At 65.9% G+C, this 12,169-nt stretch carries 12 protein-coding genes; 6 read left to right on the top strand and 6 right to left on the bottom strand.

Annotated features, from left to right (window positions below):
• Positions 1-185: 185 nt before the first annotated feature.
• From WKB88_RS16730 to groL, 4 genes are all read left to right on the top strand, one after another.
• Positions 186-488 carry a DUF3263 domain-containing protein gene (locus WKB88_RS16730; RefSeq protein ID WP_290167235.1) on the top strand — a complete coding sequence of 101 codons (303 nt, stop codon included), beginning with the start codon at positions 186-188 and terminating at the stop codon, positions 486-488.
• Positions 489-524: 36 nt separating this feature from the next.
• Positions 525-1,175, top strand: coding sequence for a LytR C-terminal domain-containing protein (locus WKB88_RS16725; RefSeq protein ID WP_341395686.1), 651 nt, complete (start codon positions 525-527; stop codon positions 1,173-1,175).
• 209 nt (positions 1,176-1,384) lie between these two features.
• Positions 1,385-1,588, top strand: a complete 204-nt coding sequence (locus WKB88_RS16720) for a cold-shock protein (protein ID WP_341395685.1) — start codon at positions 1,385-1,387, stop codon at positions 1,586-1,588.
• Between the two features lie 361 nt (positions 1,589-1,949).
• Entirely contained in the window at positions 1,950-3,587 is a 1,638-nt protein-coding gene (gene groL, locus WKB88_RS16715) for a chaperonin GroEL (protein WP_341395684.1), read from the top strand.
• A gap of 228 nt (positions 3,588-3,815) precedes the next feature.
• On the opposite strand, the gene WKB88_RS16710 is transcribed toward groL, so the two are convergent.
• From WKB88_RS16710 to WKB88_RS16685, 6 genes are all read right to left on the bottom strand, one after another.
• Positions 3,816-4,106: a WXG100 family type VII secretion target gene (locus WKB88_RS16710; protein ID WP_341395683.1), complete on the bottom strand. Its 291-nt coding sequence runs from the start codon at positions 4,104-4,106 to the stop codon at positions 3,816-3,818.
• 178 nt (positions 4,107-4,284) lie between these two features.
• The gene (locus WKB88_RS16705; protein ID WP_341395682.1) at positions 4,285-5,685 is read right to left on the bottom strand and encodes a sensor histidine kinase; all 1,401 of its coding nucleotides are present in this window, start codon (positions 5,683-5,685) and stop codon (positions 4,285-4,287) included.
• 54 nt (positions 5,686-5,739) lie between these two features.
• Positions 5,740-6,453 carry a response regulator transcription factor gene (locus WKB88_RS16700; protein WP_268910001.1) on the bottom strand — a complete coding sequence of 238 codons (714 nt, stop codon included), beginning with the start codon at positions 6,451-6,453 and terminating at the stop codon, positions 5,740-5,742.
• Between the two features lie 98 nt (positions 6,454-6,551).
• Entirely contained in the window at positions 6,552-8,198 is a 1,647-nt protein-coding gene (locus WKB88_RS16695; protein ID WP_341395681.1) for a DNA repair helicase XPB, read from the bottom strand.
• Positions 8,191-10,620, bottom strand: coding sequence for a helicase-associated domain-containing protein (locus WKB88_RS16690; RefSeq protein ID WP_341395680.1), 2,430 nt, complete (start codon positions 10,618-10,620; stop codon positions 8,191-8,193). The genes WKB88_RS16695 and WKB88_RS16690 overlap by 8 nt, the downstream gene beginning before the upstream one ends.
• Before the next feature lie 39 nt (positions 10,621-10,659).
• Entirely contained in the window at positions 10,660-10,923 is a 264-nt protein-coding gene (locus WKB88_RS16685; protein WP_341395679.1) for a hypothetical protein, read from the bottom strand.
• Positions 10,924-11,184: 261 nt separating this feature from the next.
• Here WKB88_RS16685 and WKB88_RS16680 point away from each other — a divergent pair, with 261 nt between their 5' ends.
• On the top strand, positions 11,185-11,568 hold the full coding sequence (locus WKB88_RS16680; RefSeq protein ID WP_284025269.1) for a cold-shock protein: 384 nt from the start codon (positions 11,185-11,187) through the stop codon (positions 11,566-11,568).
• A gap of 20 nt (positions 11,569-11,588) precedes the next feature.
• Positions 11,589-12,137, top strand: a complete 549-nt coding sequence (locus WKB88_RS16675; RefSeq protein WP_341395678.1) for a DUF3027 domain-containing protein — start codon at positions 11,589-11,591, stop codon at positions 12,135-12,137.
• Positions 12,138-12,169 lie beyond the last annotated feature (32 nt).

Below are 12,169 nucleotides of genomic sequence, written 5' to 3'. Positions count from 1 at the left end.
GGCGTTCCCCCGGTGCTGTTTCCCACATCCGGCGGTGCGGGCAGCCGGGCCTGCGGCTGGGGGAGCGGCTGGGGGAGCGGCCGGGGGAGCCCCGGCGTTCAGCGGAGAAAGCCCGCCGAATGACAAGCCTGTTATTTCCCAACTAGCATAGAGAGGGAAACCGACAACCGATCTGGGAGCATCCTGTGGCCGAAACAACCGAAGCCTTCTCGTTGGACGGCACGGTTGACCCCGACAGTCCGCTCGGGGAACAGGAACAGCAGATGCTCGCACTGGAGCGGGCCTGGTGGAAATACGCCGGGGCGAAGGAACAGGCCATCAGGGAGCTGTTCGGCATGTCCGCCACCCGCTACTACCAGGTGCTGAACGCTCTGATCGACACCGAGGATGCCCTGGCTCACGACCCGATGCTGGTCAAGAGACTGCGTAGACTACGTACAACCCGTCAGCGCGCGCGCACCGCCCGTCGTTCAGGCTCTGACGTCTAACCGGCGCCACCTGATACCAAGGACTGATACCTCACCATGAGCAAATACCCCCGGGATGAGTTTGACAAGGTTCCCGAGACGTCATCACGCCAGGGCGTTCACCGCGAACGGCTGATTCCGTCGCGGTCCGGCAGCCTTGGCCTGATCATTACCGTCGGAGTGCTGGCCCTGATCCTGGGCCTCGCGGCCTTCTTTGTCCTGCCGCGGCTGGGCATCGGGCAGGACGGCGCTGCCCCGGCACCGGTGTCCGACTCGTCCCAGCCGGCGGTTACCCCGGAACCCGAGCCCACCGAAGCCGAGCTTGCCCCGACCGAGTCAGCGGAGCCGGCGCCGTCGGAGACGCCCGAGCCGTCGCCAACGCCCGAGCCGAGCGATTCCCCGACGCCCGAGCCGTCGCCCACCCCCGAAGCCGCAGTGGACCGCAGCCAGCCCGTGGTGGTGCTTAATGCCAGCGGGATCGGAGGGCTCGGCGCGAATCTTTCCGCGCGGATTGCGGGCGACGGCTGGGCCACCGCGCAGGTCGCTAACTGGGGCGGAACGCCGCTCCAGACGTCGATCATCTTCTACAACGGTGCCGAGCAGCTGCCGAATGCCCAGGAGCTCTCACGAACTCTGGGGATCCCCACGCTCGCCGAATCTGCCGACTTCAATCTGGTGACCGTAGTTCCCGGCCCGGGATTCCAGTAGCCGGGAATACTGCCCGAACGTAAAAACTCCATAACGATCCTGCCGCAGTAAATGTGAGCTGCATCACGCTGGCTAAAGTGAGTGCCAGCCGTGCGACGCCGGTCCGAAGCAAGCATGTATCCGCTGTACCCGGACCGCCTGTGCGCCGGTCCGCTCCGCCACGACCACGTTGGCGGAACGCACGAGCAAACAAGGTTGGAGAAATGCACATGGCGCAGGGGATCGTCAAATGGTTCAACGGGGAAAAAGGCTACGGATTCATCACGCTGGATGAGGCCCAAACGGACGTTTTCGTGCACTGGTCCGCCATCCAGGCCTCGGGGTACCGCACCCTCGAAGAAGGCCAGCGGGTGGAATTTGAAATTGGTGAAGGCCAGAAAGGCCCCCAGGCGGAGGATGTGCGAGCCGTTTAGCGGCGCTTTTGGCACCTGCGCGAACCCCAACGGCGGCAACCGCTCCCGGGATGCCGCCGTTTGGTGTGTCAGGGGATCTCCAGGGATGGGCGGCACCCGGGGAATGTTGCCTGTGACCCGGACGTCGGAGAGTCGTGATCGCTTGCACTCAGTGTGTGAGAGTGCTAATTATTGAGTTAGCACTCTTGCCGTATGACTGCTAAATGCGGTCGGCGTTGAGTGAAACAGCAAGCCACTGAGGTGAGGGCCTGCGGGTGCGTAAAGAGATCGCACCCTCACGGCCCGTCCGTCGCGGGCACCGCAGTCTGGAATGCAACATCTAAGCACCCAGCATGACTGTTCCGGAAGGACGAAAGCCGTTATGGCCAAGATCATTGCATTTGACGAAGAGGCACGCCGTGGCCTTGAGCGCGGATTGAACATCCTCGCCGACGCCGTGAAGGTCACCCTGGGCCCGCGTGGCCGCAACGTGGTCCTTGAGAAGAAGTGGGGCGCCCCCACAATCACCAACGACGGCGTTTCCATCGCCAAGGAGATCGAGCTCGACGATCCCTACGAAAAGATCGGCGCCGAGCTGGTCAAGGAAGTTGCCAAGAAGACTGACGATGTTGCCGGCGACGGCACCACCACGGCAACCGTCCTGGCCCAGGCACTGGTGAAGGAAGGCCTGCGCAACGTTGCTGCCGGCGCCGACCCGCTGAGCCTGAAGCGCGGCATCGAGAAGGCAGTCGAGGCCGTCACGGCCGAGCTGCTGGCCTCTGCCAAGGAGATCGAAACCAAGGAGCAGATCGCCGCTACGGCTTCCATCTCCGCCGGTGACCAGCAGATCGGCGACCTGATCGCGGAGGCCCTGGACAAGGTCGGCAAGGAAGGCGTCATCACGGTCGAAGAGTCCAACACCTTTGGCCTCGAGCTTGAGCTCACCGAAGGCATGCGCTTCGACAAGGGCTACATCTCCGGTTACTTCGTGACCGACGCCGAGCGCCAGGAAACGGTCCTTGAGGATCCGTACATCCTGATCGTGAACTCCAAGATCTCCAACGTGAAGGACCTCGTTGCCGTTCTGGAGAAGGTCATGCAGTCCGGCAAGCCGCTGCTGATCATCGCCGAAGACGTTGAGGGCGAAGCCCTGGCAACGCTGGTTGTTAACAAGATCCGCGGCACGTTCAAGTCCGTTGCCGTCAAGGCCCCGGGCTTCGGCGACCGCCGCAAGGCCCAGCTCGCAGACATCGCCATCCTCACCGGCGGCCAGGTTATTGCCGAGGAAGTCGGCCTGAAGCTGGAAAACGCCACGCTGGACCTGCTGGGCAAGGCACGCAAGGTTGTTGTCACCAAGGACGAGACCACGATCGTGGAAGGCGCCGGCGATCCCGAGGAAATTGCGGGCCGCGTCAACCAGATCCGTGCCGAGATCGAGAACTCCGACTCGGACTACGACCGCGAGAAGCTGCAGGAGCGCCTGGCCAAGCTGGCCGGCGGCGTTGCAGTCATCAAGGCCGGTGCAGCCACCGAGGTTGAGCTGAAGGAACGCAAGCACCGCATTGAGGACGCTGTCCGCAACGCCAAGGCTGCGGTTGAAGAAGGCATTGTCGCCGGCGGCGGCGTTGCCCTCATTCAGGCCGGCCTGAAGGCCTTCGCAAACCTCAACCTCGAGGGTGACGAAGCCACGGGTGCAAACATCGTGCGCGTTGCCATCGACGCTCCGCTGAAGCAGATCGCCTTCAACGCCGGCATGGAGCCGGGCGTCGTCGTCGACAAGGTCCGCGGCCTGCCCGAGGGCTTCGGCCTGAACGCTGCAACCGGCGAGTACGAAGACCTGCTGGCTGCCGGCGTCAACGACCCGGTAAAGGTGACCCGCTCTGCTCTGCAGAACGCAGCCTCCATTGCCGGCCTGTTCCTGACCACCGAAGCAGTAGTTGCCGACAAGCCTGAAAAGGCAGCACCGGCAATGGGCGGCGGCGACGAAATGGGCGGCATGGGCGGTATGGGCGGCTTCTAGCAGCCCCGTGGTTCCGGCCCTGCGGCCGGGACCACACCACCGGCGAGCCGGCTGTCCCGCGGACCGAGAGGTTCGACGGACACACTGTTTCAACGGAAACACTGCTTTGCAGGAAAAGCGCGGCACCCCGGGCGGGTGCCGCGCTTTTGTGTTATCCGTGGCCAGCGTTTCCGCAGGTAGCTTTCCCTGGCCCTGTTCCCGCGGGGCACCGCACGGACCAGTTCCGGCTCAGTGGCGGAACAGCGCCACGTTGGCTGCCTCAGTCTCTGCGTACTGCACGGACGCGTAGCCCAGCGCCTGGTTGATGGTGGCCAGTGATTCCTCCACCTTGGCCTGCGTGCTGCGCCACTCAGCGATCAGCGTCTGGAAGTTGGCCGATGCCTGGCCCTGCCAGGATTCGCTGAGGGACTGCAGCCCGGTCTGCATGCGGTTGATGTCGGACTGCAGGCGGTCGATCGTGCCGCGGACCTCGGCGCTTTTGGTATCCAGGGCCTCGCTGTCCACTGAGACAATTGCCATGGTGGTATCTCCCTTCGGAAGGTGAATGAGCCTTTGACGCTAGGCCAGCCACCAGTGCTTCCGAGCCCGCGGACGCCCGCAGTGGATAACCGCGCCGGACACCGCTCTTTCGCGCTGCTGTGGAGGACAGGAAGGGGAAGGGTGGTAAGGGGGAAGGGGAAGAGCCTGCGCGGGAGCTTCAGGCCCCGTGATCCCTGTCCAGGTCTTCCGGGGCGCGGTACGGCAGCCGGATGGACATGGTGGCGCCGCCGCCTTCAGTTTCCGACAGGCGGACCGTGCCGTCATGCTGGGCCACCAGCGCCGCGACGATGGCCAAACCCAGGCCGGTACCGCCGGTTTCCCGGTACCTCGACGAGTCCGCCCGGTAGAACCTTTCGAAGACCCGGGCAGCGTCCTCCTCGGAAATGCCCGGACCGTGGTCGCGGATTTCCAGCACCGCGTCCGAGCGGTTGTGAATCACCGGGGCCACGCCCACGGCAATCTCGATGGGGGATCCGTCGGGGGTGTAGCGCAGGGCATTCGTCATCAAATTGGCCACGACCTGCCTCAGACGCGCCTCGTCGCCGACAGTCGGCGCCGGCCGCGGCTGCTGGCCGTCGAGGCCGACTACGCGGATCTCGCGTCCGGGAGAACTGGCCCGGGCGTCCATGGCTGCATCATTGCCCAGGAGCAGCAGGTCCACCGGTGCGTATTCCAGCGGGCGCTGTTCATCCACGCGGGCCAGGGTGAGCAGGTCTTCCACCAGCTGGCCCATCCGTTTTGCTTCGCTCTCAATCCGGCCCATGGCCGCGGCTATCTCTTCGGGCTGCTGCAGCGCTCCGTGGCGGTACAGCTCCGAGAACCCGCGGATCGTGACCAGCGGGGTGCGCAGCTCATGCGAGGCGTCCTGAACGAAGCGGCGCATTTTCTGCTCCGACTTGGTGCGTGCCGCGAAGGCGGTCTCAATATGGGCCAGCATCGCGTTGAGCGAACGGGACAGCCGGCCAATCTCAGTGGCGGGATTGCCGACGTCCACACGCCGGGACAGATCCCCGGCGGCAATCGCGGCAGCGGTCTTCTCCACCTGGCTGAGCGGCCGGAACTGGCGCGTCACTGCCCAGTAGGCAATGCCGGTGGCGCCCAGGGTTCCCAGCAGCCCCACCGAGAAGACCAGTGAGGCGGCTTCATCGACAGTGGTGGCCACGGAGTCCAGGGGCAGGGCTACGGCCACCGATCCCGAGCTCTCCAGGGCAAACACCTTGACCCGCCAGCCTTTACTGCCGGGCATGGTGCCCGGAACCGTTTTGCCCTGTTGGTCGAGCTCGCGCACCTCCTCTGCCGTGTAGTGGGGGACTACGGGAGTATCGTCACGGGGGTCGGAATGCGTCTCGGGACCGTGGGTCCCGTCGTCAGCCAGGTACAGGCCGTAAAACTGGAACAGCGAGGTGTCGGTTGCCGGGCCATCGGCAATCAGATAGCGCGAAACGGCGGGCGCGTTGTCCCGGATTTCCACGTCCAGACGGTCCACCAGAATCTGCCGCAGCACATAGATCGTGGCCAGCCCCGTGATGGTCACCGTAATGACCATGAGGACAGCCATGATGGCTACGAGCTGTGAGCGGAGGGAGGCTGATTTCCAGCGGCGGAGCAAGGCTTAGCGCTTCTCCGACGTGCGCAGCAGGTAGCCCACGCCGCGCTTGGTCTGGATCAGCGCCGGAGCGTCCGGGCTGCGGTCGATCTTGCGGCGCAGGTAGGAGATATAAGACTCAACAATCGAGGCGTCACCGTTGAAGTCGTACTCCCAGACGTGGTCCAGGATCTGCGCCTTGGAGAGCACCCGGTTGGGGTTCAGCATCAGGTAGCGCAGCAGCTTGAACTCGGTGGGTGACAGGTCGATGGTGACACCGCCGCGGCGTACTTCGTGGGCGTCGTCGTCGAGCTCCAGGTCATCCACGCGGATGACTGCGTCGTCGTCCTCCAGCGGCTGGGTGCGGCGCAGCACGGCGCGGATGCGGGCGACCACTTCGTCCAGGCTGAAGGGCTTGGTGACGTAGTCGTCGCCGCCGACGGTCAGGCCGGTGACCTTGTCCTCGGTGTCGTCGCGGGCGGTCAGGAAGACCACGGGGAAGTGCTGGCCGGCGGCGCGCAGGCGGCGGGTGAGCGTGAAGCCGTCCATGTCCGGAAGCATCACGTCCAACACCGCGAGGTCCGGGTTGTGGGAGTCGACGGCGGCGAGGGCCTCGCGGCCGTTGGCCGCCGCGACGACGTCGAACCCGGCGAAGCGCAGGGAGGTGGAAAGGAGTTCGCGAATATTGGGCTCATCATCCACTACAAGGAGACGAGCTTCAGGTCCGGATGATTTATTCACTTCCCCAGTTTCTTACATTTAGCTGTGCGTTGTCTGTAGGTGAGCAGGATGAATCCCAAAAGAAGCCGATGTGCCGGAACTGCCCGCGGGTTCTCCCGCTATACGGGCTTTTCGATGTCCGACGCGTCAAGGATGGAGTAGGCGTAGCCCTGCTCCGCCAGGAAACGCTGTCGCTTGGCCGCGAACTCCTGGTCGAGGGTGTCCCGTGCCACCACCGTGTAGAAGTGGGCGGCCTTGCCGTCTGCCTTGGGGCGCAGGAGCCGGCCCAGGCGCTGGGCCTCCTCCTGCCGGGACCCGAAGGACCCGGAGACCTGGACCGCAACCGAAGCCTCGGGCAGGTCGATGGAGAAGTTGGCGACCTTGGAGACCACCAGGGTAGTCAGCCTGCCCTCCCGGAATTCGTTGAACAGCCGCTGGCGTTCCTTCACGGGGGTGTCGCCCTTGATGACCGGGGCGTCCAGGCGTTCAGCCAGCTCATCGAGCTGGTCCAGATACTGGCCGATCACCAGGGTCTGTTCACCGGCATGGCGGCGCACCAGCTGTTCGACGACGCCGGTCTTGGTTTCCGACGTCGAGCACAGCCGGTACTTGTCCCCGTCCTCCGCCATGGCGTAGGCCACCCGCTCATCGCGCGGCAGGTCCACCCGGACCTCGATGCACTCGGCCGGGGCAATGTAGCCCTGTGCCTCAATGTCCTTCCACGGCGCGTCATAGCGCTTGGGCCCAATGAGCGAAAAGACCTCGCCCTCGCGGCCGTCTTCACGCACCAGGGTGGCGGTCAGGCCCAGCCGGCGCCGTGCCTGCAGGTCAGCCGTCATGCGGAAGATCGGGGCTGGCAGCAGATGCACCTCGTCGTAAATGATCAGGCCCCAGTTGTTCTTGTCCAGCAGTTCCATGTGCGGGTACAGGCCGCCGCGCTTCAGCGTCAGCACCTGGTAGGTGGCAATGGTGACCGGCCGGACTTCCTTCACAGCGCCGGAATACTCGCCGATTTCGTCCTCGGTCAGGGAGGTGCGCTTGAGCAACTCGTCCTTCCACTGCCGGGCCGAGACGGTGTTGGTGACCAGGATCAGGGTGGTGGTGGAGCTGGTGGCCATGGCGGCGGCACCCACCAGGGTCTTGCCCGCGCCGCAGGGCAGGACGACGACGCCGGAGCCGCCGGCCCAGAAGTTCTCCGTTGCCAGCTTCTGGTACGGACGCAGGGCCCAGCCATTCTCTTCGAGCAGGATCGGATGCGGGGTGCCGTCGATGTAACCGGCGAGGTCCTCCGCCGGCCAGCCGAGCTTCAGCAGCAGCTGCTTGAGCTGGCCGCGCATGGAGGACTGCACCACCACGGTCTCGCCGTCGATCCGCGGACCGAGGAGGGGCTGGATTTTTTTGGCGTGCAGGACTTCTTCCAGCACCGGGTAGTCGTTGGTGCGCAGCACCAGGCCGTGCTGCGGGTCCTTTTCCAGGCGCAGCCGGCCGTATCGGGACATCGTTTCCTCGATGTCCACCAGCAGCGAATGCGGCACCGGAAAACGGGAGTAGTTCAGCAGGGTGTTCAGCACCTGCTCGGCGTCCAGTCCCGCGGCCCTGGCATTCCACAGTCCCAGCGGCGTCAGCCGGTAGCTGTGGATGTGCTCCGGGGCGCGTTCCAGCTCGGCGAAAGCCGCTATGGCATGCCTAGCCTCGGTGGCCTGTTCATGGTCCACTTCCAGCAGGATGGTCTTATCACTCTGGACAATCAACGGTCCGTCAGCCATGCGCCGGGGTATCCTCCACTATTTCCACATCCATGATTCGGTGCACCGACACCACTCGCTCTACGTCGCGGCGGGGGTCAAAGACCCTCACTCTTCCGTCGGTGACTGATAAGGGAACGAAAATTTCCTGCCGCTGATTCCCCTGGCCGTCCACGACGCCCATCCGCACCGAGCTCCGCGTCCGGATTGCTTCGCGCAGGATCTCCAGGCCGACCAGCGGCTGGCTCTCGGAGCGGCCGGCGACGGGCGGACCCTCGCCCCGGAGCGCCGCCAGCTGGTTCGCGACGTCGTCGTCGGTCAGCTCCCAGGGGTTCAGCCTGGTTTTCGACGTCGCCGCCACCGTCACAGGATGCGCATGGGAACCGGCGACCGGGCGGGCGCGGCCCTCCAGTGCCGGGGAATATCCGAGTTCGCGCAGGGAGTAGGAAAGTTCCTGTGCGCTGGCGACGGAGCCGACGACGGTGGGAGAAAGGCGCACCAGGCCCAGCGACGCGGTGCGCGGGTCTGCGAGCAGGCCGGTCAAACCCTCTTCGTCGTCGCTGCGCAGATACGACGCGGCAGCGCCCACCCGGAGCCGTCCGTAACGGGCAGCGGTATCCTCCACGAGGTACTTCAGCGGCTGGGGCACCTCAGTGGCGGAATGCCGGTGCAGGAAGTCGAGGATGCCGGCGGCGTCCTGTCCGCTGTCCAGTGCCCTGCGGATGGAGCCCTCGGAGAACCGGTAGATGGCAGCCGGGCCCTGCCCCTCCGGGTCGGAAACGGATGCCAGCCGGCGTGCCACTCCCGGTTCGAGGTAGCCGGGAGCCACGGCGGTCAGGTCCGCCTGCAGCAGGAAGGCATTCAGCGGCTCCGGAAGGGCATCGCGCAGGCGCTGCGCGGCGCCGTCCCAGTCCCCGGCAGCGACGGCGGCACCGAGGTCGGTCAAGGCGCCGGAGCCCAGCAGGCCCAGCTGGGCCGCCTCTTTCAGGATGCCCGGAACCAGGCGGGCGAACCGGCGCTGGAGCCGGGGCTGATGCCAGGTCAGGGCGCTGACCAGCGCCTCCGCGTCCAGGGCTCCGGTGCTACCTTCCTCACCGGCGTCCTCGGCGGCAAACCGGGCGAGCATCTCCAGCGCCCGTTGCCGGACCAGCGGAGCGTCCGGGCGTGAGGCTTCGGCGGCCAGGGCATTGATCGCTCCGCCGCCCGGAAGCGGACTGCCGACCAGCGAGGGGGCGCGGTCCGCATCCAGCCAGGCCCGGACCAGCTGCTTCCACTGGTCGTGCCGGTCCGAGGTCAGCCAGGTTCCCTCCGTGGTGCACCAGCGGGACGTGGTCACGTCCAGTGACAGCAGGCCGGCCAGCGCGGCAAGTTCCAGCAGCCACGCGGTGGCCGGCGCGTCGATGCGCAGCGATTCCGAAACGCGCCGCACTTCCCGAACCCCGACCCCGCCGGATCTGAGAGTGCTGATGGGAGTGGTTTTTGCCACGGTCAGTAGTTCAGTGACCAGGCGGAGGGTTTCGGCCACCGCGCCAAAGGCGGCATTGTCACGGACACTGTCCGGTACGCTGCGGGTCACCGGTGCCGGCGGCTGGAGCTTGAAGTCGGAGACGATGACGTGGCCGCGGGAGGCCTGTCCCACCGGCCGCGGGAGTTCGACGTGCAGGGCGTCCAGGGGGACGAGCAGGCCGCGGGCCATCAGCCACTCCACCGGGGTGGGGGAGGGGTTGTCCAGGACAGCCCGCCCCATGGCGGCCTTCTTGGGAATGGCGCCGACGGGGGAGTACTTGAAACGGCGCAGCAGCTCCAGCGTTTGGGGCGGGGCATCGGCCATCAGCCGGGCCCAGCCCGCCGGGTCCGACACCAAATGGTGCAGGGAGTGCGCCGCAGTTGCGGGCGTATCCGCCCGCTCCATCGGAATGCCGCTCCGGCGCAGTCCTTCCACAATCCCGACCAGGCGCTGCCCGAATTCGGGATGCTGGACGGCAAGGGTGGAATACGGGCGTCCCAGGCCTGCCGGATACGCCCCGAGCGCTTCGCCCAGCACCGCCACCGGAAGGTAGAACCGGCGGGTGGCATCGGCTTTGGGAGCACCGGGATGCGGTGTGGCCCGGCGCAGCAGGGCCAGGGTGTGCAGGTGGTTCAGGATGGAATCCAGCGCCTTGATGGTGGAGCCGGCAATGGCGCTCTTCAACCACGAGGCCGTGGTGCTGAGGTGGGAGTCCTCGTTGGTGGTCAGGTCCACGGCTTCGAGGACCTGCAGTTCCGGAGAGGTGAGTTTTTCCAGCACGCGCTGGACGCTGATCCGGGTTGACGCCCGGGCCGCGAGGGCCTGGAAATCGGGAACCGGGGGAAGAATGAGATCTGGTCTGGCCGCGAGTAATTCACGCAGCTGGTCATCACTGCGTGCAGCTAGATCTTCGGCTAAAGCTCGGATCGCGGACATCGTCTCCACGTTACCCGACCCGGCGCCAAAACGGACGGATCAGCCGCGTCGCCTGCGGCGGATTCCGTCAATTACCAGGCCTGCCATCAGGAGGAACGCCACAGGGAGGGCGTAAAAGGCACCCGCGGCGTAACCGGGCCAGATGCTTTCCGACCGCAGCCCGGAGAGCACAACCACCGCCAGGCAGAGCAGTCCCACTACTGCAAGCAGGGCAGCTGCGCCGATGAGGATCCGGCGCCACCGCGGCCCCTCGGGCGCCGTTCGGTGCGGTGTCCGGCCGGCGGAAGGTGTGCTGGTGTCCATGGCGCTTAACGCTAACAGCGGAAATGACCGGGTCCAAAGGCTCGGGCACCGGGGAGGAATACCGGGGCGGGATATTCTAAAGGGAACAGACTTCCCCGTAGGATCTCTCCCGTAGTATCTGGATGGACAGTATCTGGATGCACCTGGTATCTCAGGGAGTACCCGGGCCGTGCATTCCGGCACACGGCAGGCACTGCGGGTTGCGGAACACTGCGGCAGTTACTACTGCCGCACTCAACAGCTAAGAACGAGGTAACCGAAGTGCCCATCGGCAAGGTCAAGTGGTTCGACACTGGTAAAGGTTTTGGGTTTCTGGCCACGGACGAGGGGCAGGAAGTGTTCCTGCACGCCTCGGCCCTTCCCTCCGGTGTGACCGAGGTGAAGCCGGGGACCCGGATGGAGTTCGGCGTTGCCGACGGCCGCCGGGGGCCGCAGGCCCTCTCGGCCCGCATCCTGGAAGCCCCGCCGTCGGTGGCGCGGGCGACGCGCAAAAGTGCCGATGACATGGCAGTCATTACCGAAGACCTTATTAAACTGTTGGATGCAGTCTCGAACGGCCTGCGCAAGGGCCGGTATCCCGACAAGAAGCATGCCACCAAGGTGGCGGCCGTCCTGCGTGCCGTCGCCGATGATCTGGACGTATAAGGCGGAGTCGCTGCATGACCATGAGCGCAACATCATCTTCCGAAGCTGCTGCTGAACAACCCACCCCGGCAGAATCGTCCGGCGGGTCCGCCGGCGCTCCCGCTGCCAAGGCACGGCGCACGCCGCGCCGTCCGTCCAAGCCCGACGCCGTACTGGCGGCCGCCGTCGATACTGCCCGGGCAGGACTTCTCGAAGTAGTTCCGGCCGAGCAGATCGGTGCCTACGCGGGTGCCGCTGCAGATGCCGAACGCCTGGTCACCCACCGGTTCGAGGCACTTCGTCCCGGATACAACGGGTGGCAGTGGTACGCCACGGTGGCCCGGGTGCCGCGCGGCAAGGCGGCAACGGTCTGTGAAGTCGGCCTGCTCCCCTCCGAAAACGCTGTTCTCGCTCCCGAGTGGGTGCCGTGGTCGGAGCGGGTCCGGCCCGAGGATGTCGCGGCGGAGGAAGCCGCCCAGGCACAGGAACAGGCAAACGCACTGGCCCGCGCCGAAGCTGAAGCCGGCACCGACGACGCCGGGCAGTCCGGGACGGCACAGCAGGAGGACAGGACTCAGGAGGACAGGTAGGGCAGTGCCGGGGGCAGGGGTTTTCCAGTTGT

This window comes from Arthrobacter sp. G119Y2 (assembly GCF_038069765.1).
Lineage (GTDB): Bacteria > Actinomycetota > Actinomycetes > Actinomycetales > Micrococcaceae > Arthrobacter_B.
The sequence above is the reverse complement of the archived record's forward strand: the minus strand, read 5'-3'. Positions and strand labels throughout refer to the sequence as shown.